23 protein-coding genes are annotated in these 23,253 nt (G+C 47.6%); all 23 read right to left on the reverse strand.

What is annotated here, in order from left to right; genetic code table 11:
• Positions 1-84: 84 nt before the first annotated feature.
• The gene (locus B5E82_RS07415) at positions 85-1,476 is read right to left on the reverse strand and encodes a V-type ATP synthase subunit B (protein ID WP_087306921.1); all 1,392 of its coding nucleotides are present in this window, start codon (positions 1,474-1,476) and stop codon (positions 85-87) included.
• Positions 1,477-1,491: 15 nt separating this feature from the next.
• Complete coding sequence (locus B5E82_RS07420; RefSeq protein WP_087306922.1) at positions 1,492-3,258, reverse strand: V-type ATP synthase subunit A; 1,767 nt, start codon at positions 3,256-3,258, stop codon at positions 1,492-1,494.
• Positions 3,251-3,838: a V-type ATP synthase subunit E gene (locus B5E82_RS07425; protein WP_087306923.1), complete on the reverse strand. Its 588-nt coding sequence runs from the start codon at positions 3,836-3,838 to the stop codon at positions 3,251-3,253. Before B5E82_RS07425 ends, B5E82_RS07420 begins: the two co-directional genes overlap by 8 nt.
• 24 nt (positions 3,839-3,862) lie before the next feature.
• Positions 3,863-4,171, reverse strand: a complete 309-nt coding sequence (locus B5E82_RS07430; RefSeq protein WP_087306924.1) for a V-type ATP synthase subunit F — start codon at positions 4,169-4,171, stop codon at positions 3,863-3,865.
• A 27-nt stretch (positions 4,172-4,198) separates the two neighbouring features.
• Entirely contained in the window at positions 4,199-4,657 is a 459-nt protein-coding gene (locus B5E82_RS07435) for an ATP synthase subunit C (protein ID WP_087306925.1), read from the reverse strand.
• A gap of 82 nt (positions 4,658-4,739) precedes the next feature.
• A complete protein-coding gene (locus B5E82_RS07440) occupies positions 4,740-6,668 on the reverse strand; it encodes a V-type ATP synthase subunit I (RefSeq protein ID WP_087306926.1) in 1,929 nt (642 codons plus the stop codon).
• A 15-nt stretch (positions 6,669-6,683) separates the two neighbouring features.
• On the reverse strand, positions 6,684-7,742 hold the full coding sequence (locus tag B5E82_RS07445; RefSeq protein WP_087306927.1) for a V-type ATPase subunit: 1,059 nt from the start codon (positions 7,740-7,742) through the stop codon (positions 6,684-6,686).
• A gap of 2 nt (positions 7,743-7,744) precedes the next feature.
• Positions 7,745-8,065, reverse strand: a complete 321-nt coding sequence (locus tag B5E82_RS07450) for a hypothetical protein (protein WP_087306928.1) — start codon at positions 8,063-8,065, stop codon at positions 7,745-7,747.
• Positions 8,066-8,346: 281 nt separating this feature from the next.
• Positions 8,347-8,523 (reverse strand): 30S ribosomal protein S21, encoded by a 177-nt coding sequence (rpsU, locus tag B5E82_RS07455; protein ID WP_004054229.1) that lies wholly within the window; start codon positions 8,521-8,523, stop codon positions 8,347-8,349.
• A gap of 163 nt (positions 8,524-8,686) precedes the next feature.
• Positions 8,687-9,736: a LacI family DNA-binding transcriptional regulator gene (locus B5E82_RS07460; protein ID WP_087306929.1), complete on the reverse strand. Its 1,050-nt coding sequence runs from the start codon at positions 9,734-9,736 to the stop codon at positions 8,687-8,689.
• Between the two features lie 110 nt (positions 9,737-9,846).
• On the reverse strand, positions 9,847-11,391 hold the full coding sequence (locus B5E82_RS07465; RefSeq protein ID WP_087306930.1) for an FGGY-family carbohydrate kinase: 1,545 nt from the start codon (positions 11,389-11,391) through the stop codon (positions 9,847-9,849).
• 55 nt (positions 11,392-11,446) lie between these two features.
• Positions 11,447-12,424, reverse strand: coding sequence for a sensory rhodopsin transducer (locus B5E82_RS07470; RefSeq protein ID WP_087306931.1), 978 nt, complete (start codon positions 12,422-12,424; stop codon positions 11,447-11,449).
• A gap of 115 nt (positions 12,425-12,539) precedes the next feature.
• A complete protein-coding gene (locus tag B5E82_RS07475; protein ID WP_087306932.1) occupies positions 12,540-13,445 on the reverse strand; it encodes a dihydrodipicolinate synthase family protein in 906 nt (301 codons plus the stop codon).
• A gap of 88 nt (positions 13,446-13,533) precedes the next feature.
• A complete protein-coding gene (locus B5E82_RS07480; protein ID WP_087306933.1) occupies positions 13,534-14,709 on the reverse strand; it encodes a M24 family metallopeptidase in 1,176 nt (391 codons plus the stop codon).
• Between the two features lie 33 nt (positions 14,710-14,742).
• Positions 14,743-15,903, reverse strand: coding sequence for an NAD(P)/FAD-dependent oxidoreductase (locus tag B5E82_RS07485; protein ID WP_087306934.1), 1,161 nt, complete (start codon positions 15,901-15,903; stop codon positions 14,743-14,745).
• A gap of 17 nt (positions 15,904-15,920) precedes the next feature.
• Positions 15,921-16,727: a (2Fe-2S)-binding protein gene (locus B5E82_RS07490; protein ID WP_087306935.1), complete on the reverse strand. Its 807-nt coding sequence runs from the start codon at positions 16,725-16,727 to the stop codon at positions 15,921-15,923.
• Positions 16,720-17,838 (reverse strand): NAD(P)/FAD-dependent oxidoreductase, encoded by a 1,119-nt coding sequence (locus B5E82_RS07495; RefSeq protein ID WP_087306936.1) that lies wholly within the window; start codon positions 17,836-17,838, stop codon positions 16,720-16,722. Before B5E82_RS07495 ends, B5E82_RS07490 begins: the two co-directional genes overlap by 8 nt.
• Positions 17,838-18,146: a (2Fe-2S)-binding protein gene (locus B5E82_RS07500; protein WP_087306937.1), complete on the reverse strand. Its 309-nt coding sequence runs from the start codon at positions 18,144-18,146 to the stop codon at positions 17,838-17,840. Before B5E82_RS07500 ends, B5E82_RS07495 begins: the two co-directional genes overlap by 1 nt.
• Before the next feature lie 121 nt (positions 18,147-18,267).
• Complete coding sequence (locus tag B5E82_RS07505; protein ID WP_087306938.1) at positions 18,268-19,494, reverse strand: ABC transporter substrate-binding protein; 1,227 nt, start codon at positions 19,492-19,494, stop codon at positions 18,268-18,270.
• A 34-nt stretch (positions 19,495-19,528) separates the two neighbouring features.
• The gene (locus B5E82_RS07510) at positions 19,529-20,239 is read right to left on the reverse strand and encodes an ABC transporter ATP-binding protein (RefSeq protein ID WP_330398304.1); all 711 of its coding nucleotides are present in this window, start codon (positions 20,237-20,239) and stop codon (positions 19,529-19,531) included.
• A 3-nt stretch (positions 20,240-20,242) separates the two neighbouring features.
• Complete coding sequence (locus B5E82_RS07515) at positions 20,243-21,010, reverse strand: ABC transporter ATP-binding protein (protein WP_242966267.1); 768 nt, start codon at positions 21,008-21,010, stop codon at positions 20,243-20,245.
• The gene (locus B5E82_RS07520; protein WP_087306939.1) at positions 21,007-22,020 is read right to left on the reverse strand and encodes a branched-chain amino acid ABC transporter permease; all 1,014 of its coding nucleotides are present in this window, start codon (positions 22,018-22,020) and stop codon (positions 21,007-21,009) included. Before B5E82_RS07520 ends, B5E82_RS07515 begins: the two co-directional genes overlap by 4 nt.
• Positions 22,021-22,032: 12 nt before the next feature.
• The gene (locus tag B5E82_RS07525) at positions 22,033-22,941 is read right to left on the reverse strand and encodes a branched-chain amino acid ABC transporter permease (protein ID WP_087306940.1); all 909 of its coding nucleotides are present in this window, start codon (positions 22,939-22,941) and stop codon (positions 22,033-22,035) included.
• Positions 22,942-23,253 lie beyond the last annotated feature (312 nt).

The raw sequence follows: 23,253 nt of genomic DNA on the forward strand, positions 1-23,253 counted from the left end.
GGATGGACACGGGCAGTGAAAGTCTGCGGGACGGTCTCGCGCGGTCCAGCAGTCATAGAAGAAGCCCCTTTCCGAAAACCCGGATTAATTTTCCTCTTTTTCCGCAGGCTTATAGTATTTATCCAGTATCTTTGTATCCGCGCGGTCAAGCTCTTCTCTGGGCAGCATGCCGAGAAGTTCCCAGCCAATGTCCAGCGTCTCCTCAATGGTACGGTTTTCGTCGGGACCCTGGCCTACAAAGCGGGCCTCAAATGCCTTTCCGAATTCCAGATATTTCTTATCGATAGGAGACAGCTCGTCCTCACCGATTACAGACGCCAGTGCTCTCGCGTCGCCCACCTTTGCGTAAGAGGAAAACAGCTGGTTTGCCAGATCCTGATGATCCTCACGGGTGAAGCCCTCGCCGATACCGTCCTTCATCAGACGGGACAGAGACGGCAGCACACTGATAGGCGGATATACGGCCTGGCCGTGAAGCTCTCGATCCAGTACAATCTGTCCCTCCGTAATATAACCTGTCAGGTCAGGAATCGGATGCGTAATATCGTCATTAGGCATGGTCAGAATCGGAATCTGTGTCACAGAACCTTTGACGCCCTGTACGATGCCGGCACGCTCATAAAGAGCCGCCAGCTCACTGTATAAGTAACCCGGATAACCCTTTCTGGACGGGATCTCTCCCTTGGAGGAGGAAACCTCACGCATGGCCTCCGCGAAGGAAGTCATATCCGTCAGAATTACCAGAATGTGCATATTGCATTCAAATGCCAGATACTCGGCAGCAGTCAGAGCCACCTTCGGCGTGATCAGACGCTCTACCACCGGATCGTTTGCCAGATTCAGGAACATGGCCACATGCTCGTAGGCTCCGCTTTCATCAAAGGCGCGGCGGAAGAAATCAGCCACGTCGTGCTTGACACCCATAGCGGCAAACACAATACCGAACTGCTCGTCGGAATCCTCGCCCAGAGACGCCTGCTTTACCAGCTGGGCTGCCAGCTGATCATGGGGAAGTCCGTTCCCTGAAAAGATCGGCAGCTTCTGTCCGCGGATCAGAGTGGTCAGGCCATCGATGGCGGAAAAACCGGTCCGGATATAGTTACGGGGATATTCCCGCGTAACCGGGTTCAGCGGCTGTCCGTTTACATTCCGGTGCACATCGGACACAATCTCTCCCAGGCCGTCAATCGGCTGGCCGAGACCATTGAAGGTACGTCCCAGGATTTCCGGTGAAAGGGCGATTTCCATAGGATGTCCGGTCAGTTTTGTATGGGTGTTGCGCAGGGACATGCTGTCCGTGCCTCCAAACACCTGAATGACCGCCTTGTCCTTGTAGCACTCTATGATACGGCCCAGCTCTTTTTTCTTCGCGTCTACGCTGATCTCCACAATTTCCTCATAGGAAGCGTTCTGGACGCCTTCCAGGGCGATCAGAGGGCCATTGATTTCACTTAAGCCTAAATATTCAATTGCCATAGCATTTCCTCCCCTTTATGCGTTCTTTTCCAGTACGCGATTGTAGAAATCATCAATCGCTTTTTTGTAATCGTCAAACATCTCCAGATGATCGTTGGGCACGTCATACTTGATGGCGATAACCTTCTCAAAGATATTCTCAGACTTCAGCACAGACATGGGCATTCCCATGGTAATGAGAGCCTTTGATTTGTCATACAGATAAAGGATTGTCTCCATCATTTTCATCTGTTTCTCCATAGGCACGCAGGTATCCTCCGAATGGAAGGCGTTCTGCTGCAGGAAGCCCAGACGCACCACTCTGGAAATCTCCAGAACCAGCTTCTGATCATCAGGAAGCACGTCGCTTCCGATCAGCTTTACAATCTCCATCAGGCTGCTTTCCTGATTCAGAATCACCATCAGACGATTCCGGCAGTCCATGAAATCCTTTGCCACATGGTCCTTGTACCAGGGCGCCAGATCGGAAATATACTCGCTGTAGCTGGACAGCCAGTGAATGGCCGGATAATGACGCGCATAAGCCAGAGACTTATCCAGTCCCCAGAAGCAGCGCACGAAACGCTTGGTATTCTGCGTAACGGGCTCAGAAAAATCGCCTCCCTGGGGAGACACGGCTCCGATAATAGAGACGCTTCCCTCTGTGCCGTTCAGGTTCATCATCATGCCGGCACGCTCGTAGAAGGCCGCAAGGCGGGAAGCCAGATAAGCCGGGAAACCTTCCTCGGCAGGCATCTCCTCCAGACGTCCGGACAGCTCACGGAGAGCCTCTGCCCATCGGGATGTGGAGTCCGCCATGATAGCCACATCATAGCCCATGTCCCGGTAATACTCGGCAAGAGTCACACCTGTATAGATGCTTGCCTCGCGGGCCGCCACAGGCATGTTGGACGTATTGGCAATCAGAACGGTACGGTCCATCAGAGGATTGCCGGTCCGGGGGTCCACCAGTTTGGAGAAGTCCTCCAGCACCTGGGTCATCTCATTTCCACGCTCGCCGCAGCCAATGTAAATAATGATATCCGCGTCAGACCATTTTGCGATCTGGTGCTGGGTCATGGTCTTTCCTGTACCGAAACCGCCGGGGATCGCCGCTGTACCTCCCTTTGCGATAGGAAACAGGGTGTCCAGAATACGCTGTCCTGTGATCAGCGGCTTCATTGCCGGGTAACGCTTTCTGGTAGGACGCGGAATCCGGATAGGCCATTTCTGAGTCATGGTCAGCTCCTGCTCCGAACCGTCGTCCAGCTGCAGAACCGCAATAGTGTCGCAGATGGTATACTGTCCGTCTGGCATCACCTTAATCAGCGTTCCTTCCATATTCGGAGGAACCATCACCTTGTGGACTACCGCATGAGTCTCCTGAACTTCACAGAGTATCGTGCCGCCCCGGACACGCTCTCCCTCTTTGACAGTCATATGCGCGTCCCAGAGTTTTTCCTTATCCAGAGAATCCACAATCGTTCCCCGGGTAATATACGCGCCGCCGGTCTTTGCGATCTCGCTTAAGGGGCGCTCGATTCCATCAAAAATATTATGAAGAATACCTGGAGCCAGCACGACCGAAATCGCGTCTCCCGTGGCCTCTACAAGCTCTCCCGGCTTCAGGCCCGTCGTCTCCTCGAAAACCTGAATGGTCGTCATATCCTTTGTCAGTCCAATAACCTCGCCTACCAGCTTTTCCTGGCCCACGTAGACCATCTCTGACATTTTAAAACCTGTATTTCCCTGGAGGTAGATAACGGGACCATTGATTCCATAGATAACGCCTGTTCTATTCATTGGTCTTGCCTCCCTTTAACTGAAAGCTCTCTTTTGCCTCCGCAAGCTTGGTTTCAAAAGAATTGTCAATCAGAATATTTCTGCCCGGCAGAACCGCCCGGGTTCCGCCCAGGAAAGAATAGGTGCTGACCGTAACCGGGGCTCCTACTTCTGCTTCAATACTATACTGATACTGCGCGTCCGAAGGATCGATATAGAGAATGATTTCCTCTCCTCCCGCGAACTCTCTCGCCTCACGCAGCTGCTTCACCAGCATCTGATGATACTCCCGCGTCTCAGCAAACCGCGCCAGCATATCCTTTACTTCCACAAACAGCTTTTCTTTCAGCTCTGCCTGACGCTTGCTTAAGGTTCTTTTGATTTCTATCTGAGCCTCTGAAAACTGCTTGTTATTCTGGCTTACAAGGCGAACCGTTTCTGTCTTTATCTCCAGATCCGCCTGACGTTTTTTCTTTTCCTGGTGCTCCTGGAAAATCTTCTCCAGAGCATCTCTGTATTCACGGAGCATGGTATTGCTCCTATTTCTCGCCTCTTCCATGGCATACATGGTAAAATGCTGCAGCTTTTCTTCTGTCGTCACCGCGTTCCACCTTCCTTCTTCCTGTTACAGTTTGACTCCTACCGCCTCGTTGACGTAAGAAGTGATAAAGTTTTCATCCCGGGTCGTACCGTGGCGATCCGGAATCTCTATGAGAAGCGGCAGACTGCGGCTCAGACGGACATCATTGATCAGATCCGGGAACTCCCGGCCGAACTTCTCCGTCAGAATAATAACCGCCACCTCTTTGTCTGCCAGGACACGGGCAAGCTCACTTTTCAGCTCTTCTCTCTCGTGTACCACAGCTCCCTCAATTCCTGCCAGGCGCATGCCTGTGCAGGTGTCTACATTATCACTTATCAGATACATTTTCATAGGAATTCCTTCCTTTCAGGCGGCTGCTTATAACTGTCCAAGAATCATGAAGGAGATGATAAGTCCATACAGAGCGATACCTTCGGCCATAGCTACAAAGATCATGGACTTACCGAAAATGCTCTGATCCTCGCTGATAGCTCCAAGAGCCGCGCTTGCAGAAGAAGCTACCGCGATACCGGAACCGATACCGGAAAGGCTTGTTGCCAGAGCTGCCGCGATATAGCCGAGACCGGAAGAAAGTCCGCCTGCGGCCGCGCCTGAGGCTGCCACATCTGCGGCAGCCTCAGCAGCCTGTACGCTGCCTGCTCCGCCAAGGGAAAGAACAGATGCCAGTACCAGGGTTCCAAAGAAGAAGAAGCAGTTGCACGCAAGTGATCTCTTATATCTCTTACGGCTCTTTTCTCCCAGAAAATATGCGCCAAAGGGAACAATAATACTTAAGATTAACGCTGCAACCAGTAACACTCTCACTACCATAGACATTTTATTTTCCTCCTTAAAATACCTTTAGATATTTATAAATAAATTTTTTATTGCTGCTTTTTTCACATGCTTTTTCAACTGTTTATTTCTTCAGCTCATAAGGCTTGAACGCATGTCCTGTTCCTTTGTAGAACCGGCTGAACAGCTCGTAATATTCCAGCCTCAGCACCTGGATTCCCACAATCAGACCCTCCATGGCGCATACAAAGGCATTGCCCAGAACAATGATAATCCAGTTTCCGCTGCCGCCGTTCGTAAAGCCTGCCAGCATCAGCACGACCTCCATCATGGCCGCGTGGCTGACTGCAAACGCGCCGATACGGACAAAGGACAGCGTATTGGAGAAGAAGCTCAGAAGCACCTCGAACATTTCAAAAAAGGTCTGAACCAGGTACATGGGTACTCCGTCCTCAAATTTTGCCTTCTTCTTCTCCAGCCAGGCTCCCAGAGGCTCCTTGAAGGCCATGGCCAGAAGCGGAACTCCAAGGATAATCACCAGAATCACCGCTGCGGGAAGAGTATGGCCGCTCATCACAAGAATCAGGCTGGCTACCAGGAAGCCGTAGAACAGGAAGCCTGCCACTCCGTTTGTGTCAAACCAGGTTCCTTCCGCGTCATGATTGCGCACACATACAATGATGTGCATAATCATGGCCGTCAGAATCAGGAACATACCGAAGACGATGGCAACCACAAACACCGTATTCATCTGTCCAATCACAGGCAGCGTCATCATGGCCTCCTTGGGTTTCAGCCAGATGTGCTTTATCACCGTATCCTCGAAACCGAAGAAGCTGCCGTACATAAAGCCAAAGAAAGTGGAAAATACACCTGCGCTGGCGATAATCGCCGCCAGATCCATTCCCTTCTTTTTATAAAGGAAGAGACCTCCCAGCAGAAGTACCAGCCCCTGTCCCACATCGCCGAACATGGCTCCGAAAATGAACGCATAGGTCAGAGCTACGAACATAGTGGGGTCCATCTCATTGTAGGCCGGAAGACCATACATCTTCACGTACATTTCAAAGGGCCGGAACAGCCTGAAATTCTTCAGCTTGGTAGGCGGAGTGCTGAAAATATTGTCATGATCATCCTCCACTACCACAAAGGTCTGCTCATCATCCTCAATCTCTTTCTGGAAGGCATCCGCCTGATTCTCCGGCATCCAGCCGCAGAGAATATAGAACACATTGTCCTTTTCCTTGGTCAGAGCCGCAAATTTGCGGATGTCAAAGCTTGCGGAACGCTTCTCCAGGAACTGCATCGCTCCGGCCAGTTCATCCGCCCGGTCTGCCGTCACGCCTGTGATCTTCTGATCTACTTCGGCCAGCCGGCTGTCCAGTCTGGCTATCTTGTCCAGCAGAGCCTGATGAGCCTGGCTGGGCGTACCTTCATACTCGTCCGGCAGGAAGAAATGTTCAAAGTGCATGGAAGCGTATACTGCGTCTATCTTGTCTGCCATAGAAGCAGGCACAAAATACACGCCCCACACATACTCCTCATCGCTGCTGCATTTATAGAAAATCGTATCCAGCGTATCATAGACATACCGCTCAAATTTGTCAAAATACTCTTTTGAAATCCGGCCGAAACGATATTTGATATACCGGAACTCCAGAAGCCTGTGTACCTCAAATCCCAGAGCCTGAAACGGATCAATATTTTCCAGCAGCTTCATGGCTTTTTCCCGCTGTTCAGAAAGTTCCGTCCTCTGGCCCCGCAATTCGGTCAGGTTCTTTTCCGCTTCCCGGAGAATCTGCTCCGCCCGTTCCACAGTCATATCCGGGAATTCCTTATCTGTTTTCAAACCGGCAGGGAGATACTCTTTTGCCTGGCGGATGATTTCCTCATAAGGATTTTTATCCGTATAGGCCCTCAAATCCCTTACCGTCTTAAGCTCTGTCAGGGCGTTTTCCAGCTGAATTTCATACTTGGAAAGATATTGGCCAGCCATGCGCTCAATATCATTTTTCGGCCCAGTGATGCTTAAGAACTTCATTTTAACAATCACTTGCTGCTACCTCCTCTACTGTGTGCTTCCGTCACTCGCCTGCTCCACGTATTTCAACGTCTCACCGGGCGGCATGCCATATCTGACACCCTCCAGGACGGTGGTCAGCCTATCCAGCTCCAGTTCCTTGTCGAACAGATAACTGGTAATCACTGCCATGGAATACGGATTGCTCCGTTTCTCTTCCCCATAAATTTTTCGGATAAACTGGTTATACATAATCTCCAGTTTCTTCCCGTCCAGCTCCAGAAAACGCTTTCCATAATAGGTTTTCCGCGCGGCCTCTTCCATCTCTCTCTCATCCCCGGCCGTCACCATATTCCGGATATCGCTGTCATGCAGCCGATAATTAATGGGGATTAAAAGAGCGTAAATGGAGGCCTCTGTAAGCTGGTAATATTTTTTTGCCCGGTAAATCCACATCATATTCAGCAGATCAATTTTACTTCCCAGGCTTCTTGTCAGAAGATCCAGATCCCTGCCTTTCAGAAGCTTATCTTTCTGTTTCCATATTATAGAAAAATAATAGAGATCCAGCGTCATCTCAAAATCAAAAAGACTTACCTGCTCTGATTTTTCCAGTTTCTGCAGAACTCTGTAATAATGCGTATCCTTCAGCACTTCCAGAATCTCCGGGACAGTCTGGGCCTCTGACAGCTTGTCCAGAGGAATTTCCGTAAAACGCTGAATCATTCCCCGAAGCTCTTTCTCCTCTGCCGTCCTGTCTCCATGGTTAAACGCGCGCCGGAAGGCCCGTTTCAGAACAGCAATTTCGAATTTGCAGAAGTAAAGTCTCAGGACACTCTTCTGGCTTCTGTCACAGAACCGGTAAATTTTTGAAAAATCAAAGTACAGTGTTCCAATCAGAAGCTTTTCAATCTCTCCACGGTGAAGCTGATTTTCATCCCTGCTTCCAAACAGGGCGCTGTACGCGGGAATCTTCTTCAGATAAGCCACTGCCTGCGGCACACTTGCCATCTCTGCCAGTCTCCGGTAGTCTTCCTTCTTCAGGAGGCGGCTCTCCATGGCTCTGATTTTGGTGGCAATGGCGCTGTATTTCATCAGATCGCCCATGCCTACTCTCCTATCATTTTATGAAATATTCCTTCAGCCAGCTTTTCATGGTTCTGACTGTATTCCTGCTCCATAGCATTAAGCTCGCGTTCTGTTTCAATCTTCATCTTGAGAAGCTCATTTTCAGCTTCTGCTTTCAGCTTTTCATTCAGATTTTTCAGCTTTTCCTGCGTCTGAGCATCTATTTCGGCATCAAACGCTTTTGTCTTCGCATCATACTCTGCGGCAATATCTTTTTTCTGTTCCGCCGCCTGTTCCTCCAGCGAGACAGCCGCATCCTCAATCTCAGAAAGCCGGCTGAGCACAGTCTCCATCTGCTCCATGCGATTTCCTCCTGTCTGCGTATCATAATTGAATCTAAATTATACTATATCTTTTTTGTGCAAAAAGCTATAGTCAAAATGACAAAAAAGTAAATTATTCTTTTTGTCTTTCTCTACAATTATGTAAAATTTCCAAATTATGCAGGTTTACACCTTTAAATTTTGTTTCCTTATCCGCTTCGCAGAATTTTCTTGCACAGAACATGTTGACTGAACCGGAAACAAAAGTTACCCGCCAGATCAAAAAATTCCCCGGGATCGCCGGGGAATTTCACGCACAATTAATTGTATTTACGCTTTCTCGCTGCTTCGGACTTTTTCTTACGTCTTACGCTGGGCTTCTCGTAATGCTCTCTCTTACGAATCTCCTGCTGAATGCCAGCCTTCGCACAGTTTCTCTTGAAACGACGCAGAGCGCTATCTAAAGTCTCGTTCTCTTTTACGATTACATTCGACATAGTATCACACCTAACCTCCCTCCAGTTGTATATTGTGCACTAGACAACTGTCTGGGTAATATACCTTCAACTGCGGAAAGCTCGCGCAGTTCGCCGCTGAAGGGATCGTTGCACAACTAAGATTATAGTGTTTGAATGGACTTCTGTCAATACTTTTTTGCGATTACTGCCCGCTGGCTGTCCGCCTGCTGCTCTCTCCTTCCAGAATTTCCGGTGCCAGAATAATCTTCTGAGCAATGTCCCGAATCTGTTCTCCCTGCTCCGATTCCTCCGCTGTCTTAACCCGGGCCAAAAGCCGTTTTGCCACGACATCTCCGATATTCTCAATAGGCTGCACAATTGTCGTAATAGACGGAGTGATCAGCCCGGTATTATCAATAAAATCAAAACCAATCAGGGCAACATCCTCCGGAATCTTCAGTCCACTCTCACGGATGGCGCGCAGGGCTCCGCAGGTCATCTTATAGGAGCTGACATACACTGCCGTGAACGGTTCCTTTTCCCGGTTCTCCAGAAGTTCCTTCATACAGCGGTAACCTCCAGCCTCCTGAAAATGCCCCATTTTCACAAGCCCCGGCCTTACCTCCAGCCCGTGCTCTTCCATACTGCGTTTGTATCCGAGAATTCTTTCCATTCCGGTAGTCTCTCGTTCATTTCCCGCAATGATTGCAATTTTCTCATGCCCTTCCTTAATAAAGCACTCTACCGCCATGGCGCTGGCACGGCCGTTATCCAGAAGCACGCAGTCCTCATAGGCCGGGTCCACATGAGGCAGATTGTCGATAAAAATAACCGGAACGGAATTCCGGAAATATCTTCCAAGAGCTTCCTGCCTGTCTGAAACCGTAGCCAGTACCAGCCCATCCACTCTTTTCTCATACATCAGATTGATATACTTCTCTTCCTTCTCCGCATTTTCATCTGAATCCGCAAGGAGAATCGAATAGCCTGCCTCAGAAAATATGGCATCCGCCGCTTTAATAAACATGTAAAAATAGTCCCGGATATCCGGAACGATAATACCTATCGTGTTCGTTTTGCTGTTTTTCAGGGAGCGGGCAATCTGGTTGGGAACGTAATCATGTTCTTTGGCAATCTTCATAACCTTTTCTTTTGTTGCCTCTGAGATTCGTCCCTTCCCGTTTATGACTCTGGAAACCGTAGATATGGAGCATCCCGATTCCTCGGCTATTTTCTTCAGGTTGTATCCCATCGCGAATACCCTCTCCCTCTAAAAATATTTACCTCATTTTACCACTAAAACCGGAGAAACTCAACTGCCAACGGCAACAGAGATTTCCATACGTCATTTCCTGCAGGATTTTAATTTCCTATACTATATTTATCACGATAACTCTGAATCGAATCCCACAGCCCATCTAAAGCATCAATTGTCTTACAGTACAACGCATATTTTTCATCATAAATTGCAGAATTCCGTGGATTTGGGAGCACCGGTTCTCCAATCCGGCACATTTTCTTCACTGCCTCTTCCACAGTTTCACAGACACCGCTGGCCGCAGCGCCGATAACCGCGCAGCCTGCTGCCCCCGTCTCATTCACATCAACGCTCTCCACCGAAAGCTTCATAACATCTGCGAACATCTGTGTCCACATCGGCGATCTTGCCGCCCCTCCAGCCAGGCGGATGGATCTGGGCACTTCTTTTCTTGTTTTCAGCAGCTTTTCCAAATGATAACGGTGTGAGAACGTGACTCCCTCATAGACGCTCCGCAGCAAATGCTTTCTGGTATGATAATTACTGATTCCCACAAAGCAGCCGCTGGCATTCGGATGCACATTGCTTGCCATCAGAAACGGCAGATAAATCGGACAGAATTCCTCTGCCGGTATTTCCTCTACCCAGGAATTCATCTGTTCATAAATATTTTTTCCATTCTTTCTGCACTCTTCACGCACCTCCGGCAGCAATGTCTTCATAAGCCATTCATTATTTCCCGCCGAAGTCGGACTGCATTCTTCCACCAGATAATAGCCCGGCAGGCAGTAGAAAGAGTTCATCATAACGCTTCCGTCTGTGACTGCCTCTCTGGCGATATATTCATTAATGCTCCAGGTCCCTGCAATCATGCAGATATGCTCTTCATCGGTAATCCCTACCGCCAGAGCACACGCATCAATATCAAAAGCTCCTCCTGCTACAGGAGTTCCTTCTTTCAGTCCTGTTTTTTCTGCCGCCTCTTTTGTGACATGACCGCAGATGTCTGTGGAATACCGTAAAGGCGGAAGTTTTTCCATACATTCCGAAAGTCCAAACAGTTCCAGAAGCGCCTCATCATACTCACCGGTATGAAGATTCACCAGATTACATCCGGAATAATCTGTACGCTCTGCAAAGGCTTCCCCGGTCAGGCGGAAGCGGACATAATCTTTGCACGCAAAAATCCATTGTGTCTTCTCCAAAGCTTCCGGTTCATGATCCTTAAGCCACGCCAGCAGCGATACCGGCTGACTGCTCAGAATGTGCTGGCAGGAACGTTCAAGCACTTTTGCCTCCGTCCCGTCCTGTTTCCACCTCTGCGGATAATTCCAGGCACGGTTATCCGTAGATATAATTCCATTCCGGACAGGTTTTCCATCCTTTCCCCAGAGATAGAGTCCTTTTCCATGACCACAGACTGCTACACACGAAATTTCATCTCCGGAGATTCCGGCTTTCTTCAGCGCTCCCTGAATCACCTGGCAGTTGGCCGTCCACATTTCTTCCATATCCCGTTCTGTAAAACCGGGCTTTGGAACCAGCATGGCAGTATTCATTCCAACCGCCGCAAGCTCCCGCCCGTTTTCATCAAAAACGGCGGCTTTTGTCGCAGTTCCCCCATTATCCAATCCGAGAAAATATACCATAGAAATATCCTCCTTGCCCTTTCTTTATCCTGACTGTTCCCTGTTTAAAATGGACTTAACAGGAATATCCATCCAGTTCATAGTAAGATATATTTTCTCTCCGGTCAAGCCTTCCCAGTACAGCTACAATCGGCACATTGCTCTCCAGCAGCAGCGCATACTGTCCGAAAGGAATCCGGTACTCCGGCTCTCCCACCGGTCCGTCCAGGCGGAAGCAGATCACCCTGTCTGCCGGAACCCGGAGTGTAAACTGATCCGGCTCCCGATCTGAAAAGAGGACCTTTACCCGAATCTCAGCATCTTCTTTTCCGCAGTTTACAATGGAAAGCGCTTCATGACCGTAAGGCTCCGAATCTCCTCTGGGCGGAAGGTCTCCATCCGCAAAAATCCATGTCTTTTTCCCGTACTCCATACCCTTCTCCTTTTCCTCTGCCTTCTTGATTTCATTGCCGTCTTCATCGATATACCGGAGAATTCTGCAGGGATTTCCTGCCGCAATACAGTTGTCCGCTATATCCCGTGTAACCACACTGCCTGCTCCGATTACCACGTTGCTTCCAATCGTCACCCCCGGAAGCACGCGGCACCCTCCTCCAAACCAGACATTATCTCCCACCTTAATCGGGTACGCCCATTCATACAGCTGATTTCTCAGCTTATAGCTGACAGGATGGTGGGCTGTATAAAAGCCGCAGTCCGGCCCGATAAACACGTTATCTCCAAAGGTTATTTTTGCGGGGTCCACGAAATTACAGCCATTGTTGGCAAAGAAATTATCTCCCACCTCTACATTGAATCCAAAACCGCAGAATACATTTGGTTCTACATCCGGATTTTTCCCCACTTTCCCAAACAGTTCCCGGATCAGCTCTTCTCTGCGCTTTTTATCATCGCCTGGCGTCTGGTTATATTCCTGGCAAAGCATCAATGCCTGCGTCACCAGTTCATCACGTCCCCGGAAACCCGTATAATACATTTCTCCCCGGGCACATTTTTCAAATTCTGCTTTGTCATAATCAACCGCTTTTCTCATGGTTCCTCCACTGAATCTTTCTGTTTTCTATAGCCGGATGTCCGGCATACAGCAGAAAAGGCCGCAGCAGCAGTCTCCTCTGCAGCAGCCTTACCTGCTTTTTGTAGGTTCTGTATTAAAGAGTAATATTGTGTCTCTTTAATACGTCCTTAATCACTTCCATCTCTTCATCTGTCACACTAGCTGTCGGCCGTTTCATCCAGCGCTTGCAGGTGCCCGCCAGTTCCATCGTTGCCTTGGTAATCGCAATCACATCTTTGTCTACGCAGTAAAACAGTTCATCATAGAAGTCTGCGAACTTCATGTATTTGTCTCTGCACTCTTCAAATTTTCCTGCATTATAATCATAGAACATCTCCAGGCAGAGCTTCGGCGTAATGTTGCCGGGCGCGCCCATAATAAAGCCCTGTACGCCAAGGCAGATAGCCGGGAAGAATTCAAACTCATCACCGGATACCATAATGAAATCCAGATCCTTGTCCAGCTTGTTCATGATTCTCTGAATCTTGTCTGTCGTCGTGGACTGCTTCAGAGCCTGGATATTCGGCAGCTTTGCCAGGCGGTTCAGCATCTCTCCGCTGCAGTGGTGGGGATTCTCCGGGCAGTTGTAGATCATAATCGGAAGAGCAGTCTTCTCATTGAGATCTTCAAACAGGCTCTCCAGCTCATAATCCCTCAGGGTATAGAACTCTGTCGGTGTCACCAGAGCCATATCAGCTCCCGCTTCCTTCGCATCTTCAATGTACATCAGAATATCGTCAATGCAGGCTCCTACGCAGCCGGCTACAATGAGCGCATCCGGAGCTTCATCCCGGGTGACTGCAGTAATTCTCTTTCTATCTTCCCTGTTGATATATTTTACTTCACCGGTATATCCCAGGATAAAGAGAGATTCCATTCCCGCATCTACGCAGCGGCGTACCAATGCGCGGTAAGAGGGCTCATCAAAACTTCCGTCTTCATTCCAGGCGGCAAGTACTGCCGGGGTTACTGTTTTTAATCTTTCAAGCATCGCATTCATGATTCTCTACTCTCCTTTTTCTCAGGCTGCAGCCGTTTCCCACCGGCCGCAGGCAATTTCTTTTTCTTTGATATTGCAGTTCTCTGGATTACAGTTCCTTCTCAAGTCTTGCATCCATCTCCGGAGACAGCGGCTCATATCCGGTTTCTGTAATAACATAGCCGGTTTCCACGCGCACGCCGTTGAATTTCGGATGTCCAAAAATACTGATATCGATGGAAACGATGGAACCAGGCTGCAGCACATCGGTTCCGTTCGGTCCGAAGAAGGGTCTCTCTGCCTCCATCAGTCCAAGGCCGTGTACGAACGGGCACACGATATACTGTGTCCAGCCATGTTTCTCGTAGATCTTTGCGCCAATCGGGTCCAGGGTCTTTCCGCACTCACCGGGCTTTAAGGCATCACGCGTCTTGCGGAACACTTCACGAATCACATTGACACAGTCTTTCTGCTCCTGCGTATATTCTCCGGATACCGGAAGCGTATCTCCCATAACTCCTGCGTAGCCGTTATATCTGGGAGCAATTCCTACCAGCACCATATCTCCTGCTTTCATCGGAGTGTTGGAAGCTACCGGAGCCACCGCGTTGCTCATAATTCCGGAGCCTACCATGGTCTGGAACGCAAAGCCGTTGGCGTTCTTGGAACGGCATACATACTCACCAGCTGCTGCCACTTCAATCTCTGTAGCGCCCGGTTTTACTTTCTTTTCCATAGCCAGCAGCGCCTCATAGGTCATGCCAAAAGCTGTACGGATGTTCTCCACCTCCCAGGGGCTCTTGAAATAGCGAAGGTAGTCATATTCATCTGTAATATCTACAAACTCCGCTCCCTTAAAGCCTTCCTGTAGAAGCGTATAAATGGAATGCGGGAAGTAGAAAGAACCTACGATACCGATTCTCTTAATATGTATGCCTCTCTCCTGAAGAAGCTTGTTTAAATCATCAAAGGTAAGAATCGTAGCATTCGGATACTCTTCCTCCGGAACCATGAAAGGCTGGAAACAATAGGTCTCCGTAATAGCGCTCGCATATTTTGCAAAGGGAGCCGACTCCGGTCCGCCCAGAAGGATGGAATCCGCGTCATTGGCAAAGACCATTACCGCTTCCTTCTCAAACTGCGGGCACCATCCTGTCAGATACCAGCCATCTGCCACGTTCAGCTCATCGTAATAAATGATTGCACAGTCCAGGTTCTTTTCCCGGAGAATCTCTTTTACTTTCTGTGTTCTGCGTTTTGTTTCTTCAAGATTGTAGTAAGCCATTTTGTTTTCCTCCTGAAATCCTGTTATTTTTCATTAAAATCTGTACAGATCAAATCTGTCCATTTTCACATCGGTTTCCTCGCCCAGAATCATCTGCATAATCAGCTTTCCTGACAGCGGTCCGTAAGCGATTCCGCTGCCGCAGTGTCCGGAGCAGACGTAAAAGCCGGGAACCTTTGTCTTTGAGATAATCGGTTCATGATCCGGCGACCAGGGACGTAAGCCTGCATAGGTTCGGATAATGTTCACATTTGCAATCATCGGATAAAACCGGATTGCGCGCTTTGCCATGGCCCGGGTCACTTCAAAATTTGTCCTGGTATCTGTGGCCGGATACTTGCTGAAGCCGATCAGCGCATTATTCGCTCCCGTAGGTTCTGTCAGGAACCCGATTCCGTATTTCTGACGGATAGCATCATCTCCGTCCAGCTTCATATCATTTCTTAAAAAGTTGTACCCGATTTCACAAACGTAGCGGTTGGAAACCTTCACGTCAGATTCTGCTACCAGAATATCTCCCTTCATCATTGTGACAGGAATATCCACGCCCACCATCTTTCCGATGGCCGGAGACCAGACGCCTGCTGCATCCACGACATGTTTCGTAACAATGTCTCCCTTGTCTGTAAGCACCTTTCCTACAGAACCATCCGGATTCAGTTCTATGCCTATTACCCTGGTAAATCTCCAGATCTCACCTCCCAGACTCTCTACTTTGTCCCCCAGGGCAAAGCCAAACAGAATCGGACTTAAGGAGCCGCCTTCGGTAAACTCAATCGCTCCATAGATATCCGGCGCCAGATTCGGCTCCGCTTCGTGAAGCTCTTTCCTGTCTACCATGCGGCATTTTACTCCGTCCGCCTGTTTTTCGGCGCACTGTTTCTTTGCCTGTTCGTACTGCTCTTCATTCTCTGCCAGGGTAAACATTCCGTTTTCAATCCAGTCCACATCCGCATCCAGTTCATGCTTGACCAGATTTTCCACCTCGCTCACCGCCAGCTTCATAGTCTGAGTAATTTCTCCGGGAGCAGTATCACAGATATAATTGTTGCCGTCACACCTTGCGGAAGTACCTGCCACCAGATCGCCTGACTCTACAAGGACAACCTTCAGTCCGCGCTTTGCCAGCCAGTACGCATTGGAAAGTCCCACAATTCCTCCGCCGATTACGACAGCATCTGCACTCTTGCTCATATTCTCCTCCTTTAGGTCTATTCCTTATATACGCCAAACGCTACGGGCTTAATCGGCATACGGACAGTGTCCGGCTTAATTTCATCTGGCTTAAGACCCGTCTCGCTTCCCAGAATCCTGGAAACAAGCTTGACGCAGGTTCTGCCCTGGCAGAGTCCCATTCCGGCTCTTGTACGTTTCTTGATTCCTTCCACTGTCCTGGCCCCTTCCGCAATTGCCTTTTTAATCTCTCCCACTGTCACCTCTTCGCAGCGGCATACAATCAAATCATCCGGCACAGCACTCCAGTCGTCAATCTCCAAAAGCCTGGCCTCTCTGTCCTCCTCGGGGAGATTCAGGCGGCGGATGCTCCTCACATCATCACCCAGCTCTTTCGGCACTTCAATAGTCACAACCGGAGTACAGTCATTGGCTGCCGCATTATTGACTCTGATCACCTTCGCGTCACAGACGTACTGTCCGGCTCTGTCCACAGCCTTCACCGTATCACCCTTTTCCGGAAGGGGCAGATACTCAAATGGGAAGCTTACTCTCGCCATTTCTTTGGATTTGTCTACCACAAAGATTGCAAGCCCCGGACATTTTGTGATACATACACCGCAGCCGATACACTTGCTCTCATCCAGTATCGGAAGATTAGTAATTGGATCACCCACTGTAATTGCGCCGTACTTGCAGGCTGTCTCGCAGGGATTACAGGGAATGTTCTGGCAGCATTCAATCACTGCCACCGGTCCCTTTTCCAGTCTCTCCTCCGAAGGATATCTTCCCGCTTCCTTCAGTTCAGCGGAATTTAAAAAACCTGTCTTTGTAATATCACTCATGCTTTTTTCCCTCCGCTACGATTCTGTCTTTCGCATTCTGCCTTCTCTCCCCAAAAGGTCCAAGGCGCAGCGCTTTCAGACGCTCTGAGATCTCCTGCTTCTTTGCAGACGCTTCTTCATCACTTAAGTAGCCCAGCTCATGAGCCATAGCCACGCCTGCCATTCTTCCTTCATCCATGGCCGTGCTGGCTTCCTCGACGCCAGCCGTATCCCCGGCTACAAATATTCCTTTTACATTCGTCTCCATATTGTCATCATGAATCGGCATCCAGCCTCCGAGCTCCGGAATATATCCGTTCTTTACACCCAGAAGCGTGCTGACTTTGATCTGCGGACGGAGTCCTGTCGCAATACAGATGGTATCGCAGTCTATCCGTTTTTCCGTTCCCGGAATCGGCTGAAAATGTTCATCTAGCTGCACAATCACAGCGGAACTTACTTCTTCTCCGCCCTCATCCGTGTCCGCATGAAGGACTGTATGAGAAAGATAAACCGGAACGCCGGCTCTGCGGATTTTCCCCGCGTGGACGCAGTATCCGCCAATCCTGGGCGCGGCTTCCACGATTCCAACCACGTCCGCCCCTGCCTGCATCAACTGATAGCTGACAATCAGTCCTACATTTCCAGAGCCTACCATCAAAATCTTTTTTCCGGGAAGCACTCTGCGCACATTCACCATAGTCTGCGCGGCCCCGGCACCCATGACGCCGGGAAGCGTCCAGCCGTCAAAATTCACTGCGTTTTCCGCTCCGCCGCAGGCTACCAGAATCTTATCTGCTTCCACAACAACGGTTTCCGAGGTTCCATCCTCATTTTTCCTGACCAGAGCTACCTGCTTGTCTCCGACTGTACCAATGGCAGTTGTATTCAGCCAGAGCTCTACGCCCACTTCCTTTGTCTGCTCCAGCATCTGCTTCCCGATATTGATTCCTCTCGTTCCGGCCTTGTGCTTTGCCGAACCGAAAAATTTATGAATCTGCTTGAAAAGCTGTCCACCCGGAGCATCATTTTCATCTACAAGGAGAACCTGAGCGCCTGTCTGCGCCGCTTCGATGGAAGCCGCCAGCCCTGCCGGTCCCGCGCCGATGATTAAAATTTCTCTTTTTTCCATCACTTCTGCTCCTCCGTCCGGTTCTGCGTTTCAATAATCATGCCGTCCTCCACAGGAGTAATACAGGTGCGCACATTTCTCTGCCCGTTTACGACCATGACACAGTCCGTACACTGGCCGATCCCGCAGAAAATTCCTCTCGCCGCATGATTTTTACGGGTATATCTGTTTACTCGAATTCCTTTTTCCAGGAGCGCCGCCGCGATCATCTGTCCCTTTTCCACCTTGATCGGAACACCGTCAAGAATCACCGTTACCTCTTCCGCTTCCGGCGCATCTCCCAAAATCGGATGTTTTTTTATGCTCATGATTGCCTCCTGGTTATTCAATGCCGCAGACCCGATGCAGACTTTTTCTGCTCCAGGTCTGCGGCTGTCATCGCTTATAAAAAACAATCTGCTGATTTAGCTGGGGACTTTTCCTATTTTATTATGAACCTGCGTTCAGCTCATCCAGCGATTTGCTTGTAATACACTGGAATTCGCCGTTTGTAACCTGAAGAATATAGGTTCTTGCAAGCTGATCATCACAAGTTCCGTCAAATCTGAAGTCCATTGTAGTGCCTTCATAATTTGTGTTTTCCATCATCCACTGTGCCAGATTATCTCTCGTCGCTCCATTCTGGTATGCATCAGCAATGGCATACATAGAATCATAAGGTCTGGACACACAGTCATTCGGCTGGGTTCCATATTCTTCTTCATACTTTGCAATGAAGTTCTGAATATCTGCATCCTGATCTGTGGAATCAAAACCACAAACTGTATACACACCCTCTACATCTTCTCCACCAAGCTCAATAAAGGCCGGATTATTATTAGAGATTCCTGCAAAAACAGGAGAAAATCCTTTTTCATGGCTCTGCATAGCCAGCAGCGCAGCCGGACTGTATTCGCATGCGAGGAAAATGCAATCTACCCCTGCTGCATTGAATTTATCAATCTGTGCAGAATAATCCTTATCCGTTTCAGGATTAAAGGTCTCCGTCTGAATATTCGTAAATCCGTATTTATCCTGTAAATACTCAACCATCAGATTACATGCCGATAGATCGTTTGCATCATTAGCATAAAAAATAGCTGGATTTTTAACATCCTCCGCTTCCATAACAGCATCAATCAATATTTTTGCAGAATCACCATTGCAGAGACACATTCTAAGGAAATTGTCCCAGCCATAATCAGACAACTCATCCATGGAAAGAACTGTACCAATAACGCTCAGTCCTGCATCAATGTAGGTATCCTGTGCCGCAACCAGACATCCGGAATTGATATGTGCAATTACGAACTCAATCGTCGGATCGGCTGCAATCTTTTCCGCAATTGTTACCGCCTGATTCGGAGATGCCTGATCGTCATAGGTAACCATCTCGAACATTTTCCCGTTCACGCCGCCTGCCGCATTGATTTCATCAATTGCCATCTGACAGCCATTTACCACATACATTCCCTGCTCTGCGTTATCGCCGGTTAATGGAACTGCCACTGCAAAGCGTATTGTATCGCCGTCTGTACTCCCTGTCGAAGTGTCTCCTGAAGAAGTTTCAGAAGTGCTGTCGGCAGAAGTGGTTTCTCCAGACCCTGAGCCGCCACATGCAGTTAATGAAAGTGTCAACGCTAATGCACAAATGATACTTAACAATCTTTTTTTCATAGATAATTCCTCCTATTTTTAGAACACTGCTTATTTATTGTCCCCCGCCAAAATAAGCTTTTTGAAGTGTTTCATTCTGATACAGTTTCTCTGCGCTGTCATGCATCGTAATATATCCCACATCCAGCACATATCCGTAATCCGCAATTTTCAGTGCCTGCTTCGCATTTTGTTCGATCAGAAGTATTGTTATGCCTTCCTGCCTGATCCGATTTATTGTATTGAATATCTCCTTTACAATTTTAGGCGCAAGTCCCATGGAAGGCTCATCAAGCATTAAAAACTTGGGCCGTCCCATCAGTGCGCGGCATATGGCAAGCATCTGCTGCTCTCCACCTGAAAGAAGCCCTGCTTTCTGATTCTTTCTTTCACCCAAAATAGGAAACATTTCATAATACTTTTCGACATCTGCCTGAATCTCGTTGTCTCTTCTGTTATAAGCACCCATTTTTAAATTTTCATACACCGTCTGCTGCGGAAAAATCCGTCTGCCCTCCGGACATAACGTAATGCCTTTTTTATAAATCTGATGCATAGGCATACCAGCTATATTTTCCCCATTAAAAATGATTTCACCTTTTGCTGGTTTCATAATACCGGACAGAGTTTTTACCAAAGTTGATTTTCCGGCCCCATTTGCACCCAGAAGACAGGTAAGCTTCCCTTCTTCGACGCTTAAGGAGATCCCATTTAATGCCGAAATCTGTCCGTATTTAACAACAAGATCCTTTATTTCAAGCAACATGTATTATTCCTCCTCTGCACCGATATACGCTTCTATAACCTGAGGATTATTGGCTACCTTCTCAGGCGTATCAAAAGCAATCAGTTTTCCAAAATTCAATACCGCAATATGGTCACACAAGCCCAGCATAAATTTGATATTATGTTCAATTACAACAATCGCCGGACCGGTTTTACGGATCTCGTCTATCAGATACATTAAATCATCTGTTTCCTGCGGATTCATTCCCGCTGTTGGTTCATCCAGAAGAAGCATCCTGGGCTCGCTTGCCAATGCGCGGGCAATCTCAACTTTTCTTTGTGTACCATACGGTAAACTTCCAGCAATTTCATTTGCTGTATCTTTAATCTCCAGCATTTCCAGGATCTCATATGCTTTTTCGACTGCCCTCTTTTCTTCCGCTCTCTGCGATGCGGTTTTCAAAAAAATCTGAAAAAAATTCGAATTCAAGTTTTTGTGCATTCCTACCAAAACATTATCCAGCACCGTCATTTGACTGAATACTCTTATATTCTGAAATGTTCTGGCCATACCTTCTTTGCAGTGTTCTGTCGTATTCAAATTCGTGACATCTTTGCCAAAAAAATAAACAGAGCCGCCAGTTGGTTTTGTGAAACCTGTAATAGCATTAAAAAATGTCGTTTTTCCGGCTCCATTCGGACCCAGGAGGCCAAATATTTCATCATCAGAAACATTCAGACTGACATCGTCAAGCGCTTTCAAGCCTTCAAAGCTGACCGACAGGTGTTCAATCTTCAACATCTCACTCATTTTGCAGCTCTCCTTTCCTCCTCGGGTTTTCCTTCATGCTTTAAAATCTGCTTTGCCTTCTTCACAAGTATGTCTTTAAGACCATTTTTACCAAGCAATCCATTTGGACAAAACAACATCAGAACCACCATCATAATACCCATAATAAGCAGCCTGTACTCATATGCTGTTCGCGACAATTCAGGAACAACAACCAGTATCACCGCACCAAGGATAGAGCCTGGCAAACTTCCAAGTCCGCCCAAAATAGCCATCTGACAAAGAATAAGCCCTTCATCAATAGTAAAATTATAAGGCGATGCATACCCTGTATAACTCACCATTGCCGCTCCTCCAAGACCAGTGAAGAAAGATGCTATTCCAAAACAAAATGCCTTATATTTCGGAATGTTGATAGCTGAAAATGCCGCCGCAATTTCATCATCGCGAATAGCCATTAGTGCGCGCCCTTTATATGAATTAATCAGCCTGTTGATCAGCAGATAACACACCACCAGCAGTATCAATGAAAAATAAAAGAACTTGCCATGGCTGTTAAGCTCAAATCCAAAAAAGCTCGGCTCCGGAACACCGGTAATGCCCATGGCTCCATTTGTAATGGAAGTACAGTTAACAAGAAACAATCTTACAATTTCAACAATTCCAATGGTAAGCAATGTAAGGTAATCGAAGGATGTCCTTCTTAAAAAACAGCCTACCAGCCAACCAAGCAAAGCTGTAAACAGAGCAGCTGCAATAAAGCCTACAAACCATGGTATATTGGTCACATGCGTCATCAAAAGCGCAAAACTGTACGTACCAATACCTACAAATGCGGAACGTCCAAAATCAAGAAGTCCGCAGAAACCTAAAATAAGGTTTACAGACAAAGCAATCACTGCATACAACATCACATTATTTAAAACCTTCAAGATATATGTATTAGTAATAAAAATCGGCACACAGGCCATTAGCACCAAAAATATAATCAACGCCGCCATCTTAGGTTTCATTTGGCTTATTTTTTTCATCTTCTGACCTCCTCAGACTTTTTCGGCAACTTCCTGCGGGAATAATCCATGAGGACGTACCATTATGAAAATAATAAATACCAGCCAGACAATTACATCTTTATAGGTGGTAGAAACGTATGCGCCAACAAATGTTTCGATAATACCCAGACATAATGCTCCAACAATTGCTCCCTTCAAGCTTCCAATTCCACCCCAGATTGTTGCCATCCACGCTTTCATGGTTCCATATGCGAATCCGATTCCCATATAAATAAAACCATAATAGCTGCAGAACAAAATTCCGCCAATTACTCCAAGAGCTGCTCCCAGACCATAAATAATAGCAATAATTCGATCCGTTTTAATACCCATTAATGAGGATGTAGTAATGTCCTGCGAAATACTCACAATTGCCTGTCCCCATTTTGTCTTTTTCAACGCCATAGTCATAAGAACCATAATGAGAACTGCAATTAATAAAATCCAAATTTGCAATGTTCCTACATAAGCATTTCCAACCTGTATGGTTTTGCTCGGGATAATCTGCAAATCAAAAGCATATGTCTGCGGTCCCCATATAAGCTGTACGATGTTTCTCATAATATAGGCAATGCCGACTGCTGAAATCGTAGGGGCAATTCTGTTTGATCCGCGTTTTCGCAAAGGCCTATATGCAAATCTTTCTACTATAAGGTTCACAACCGCACCGGCACAGACACCTATTATAATTGCAAGGATCGGATTGACTCCGGAAACAAACAATGTAAACGTTATAAAACATCCCACTGTATAAACATCGCCATGGGCGAAATTCAGCTGTCCCAGAATACCGTATACCAGGTTATACCCCATCGAAATCAATGCATATACGCTTCCAACGCTCAATGCATCTACGGCAACTTGCAATAACACTTCTTCGTCCTCCTTCTCCGTTTCCATTTTCAATCTTCCAGTTCAAAATTGTGCAAACGTTTGCTCATTTTGTTTACGAATTTGATTATAAATTAAACCACAAACAATTGCAAGTCATTTTTTCAATATTGTATGTTTTAAATAATTTTTGTCTTATTTTTTTGTCTATTTTGTCCCCATTTCCATTTGTTTACATACTATTTCATTTTAATAATCCGCAATTTCTTCTAAAACAGCTCTTGACAGAATATTTTTCATTCTTTATAGTATAAAGCAAATAGGGCAAACATTTGCGCATTTGTGCAGTATTTGCCCTGTGCGAGCTCCGGTATACCCTTT

Origin of the sequence: Lachnoclostridium sp. An138 (genome assembly GCF_002160765.1) — a bacterium.
Taxonomy (GTDB): Bacteria; Bacillota; Clostridia; order Lachnospirales; family Lachnospiraceae; genus Laedolimicola; species Laedolimicola faecalis.